A 230-nucleotide genomic window follows, 5' to 3' on the forward strand; every position below is an offset into this window, starting at 1 on the left:
TCTGCTTTAGTGTGTGTGCTTTTATTGTTTACCTGCAAACGCAAGACCCTCAGCCAGTGGCCTTTAGCACCGGCTCATTATTTAACGTTATTGAAGTGTGTATTGCACAAATTTTACTGTTTAGATTTTACGAAAAAACCCGTTTTTCAGCTTATCAAAAACTGGCACTGCGTAATTTAGAAATCCAAAAAATGGCTGAAACAGATAAACTCACCGGACTGTATAACCGT

Annotated in this window: 1 pseudogene; it reads left to right on the plus strand. The window is 38.3% G+C overall.

The annotated features are described in order from the left end of the window. Positions 1-230: pseudogene (locus AAEZ00_RS22325) on the plus strand (GGDEF domain-containing protein); the annotation flags it as partial.

The organism is Shewanella sp. S1-49-MNA-CIBAN-0167 (genome assembly GCF_040310145.1).
Classification (GTDB): Bacteria; Pseudomonadota; Gammaproteobacteria; order Enterobacterales; family Shewanellaceae; genus Shewanella; species Shewanella psychromarinicola.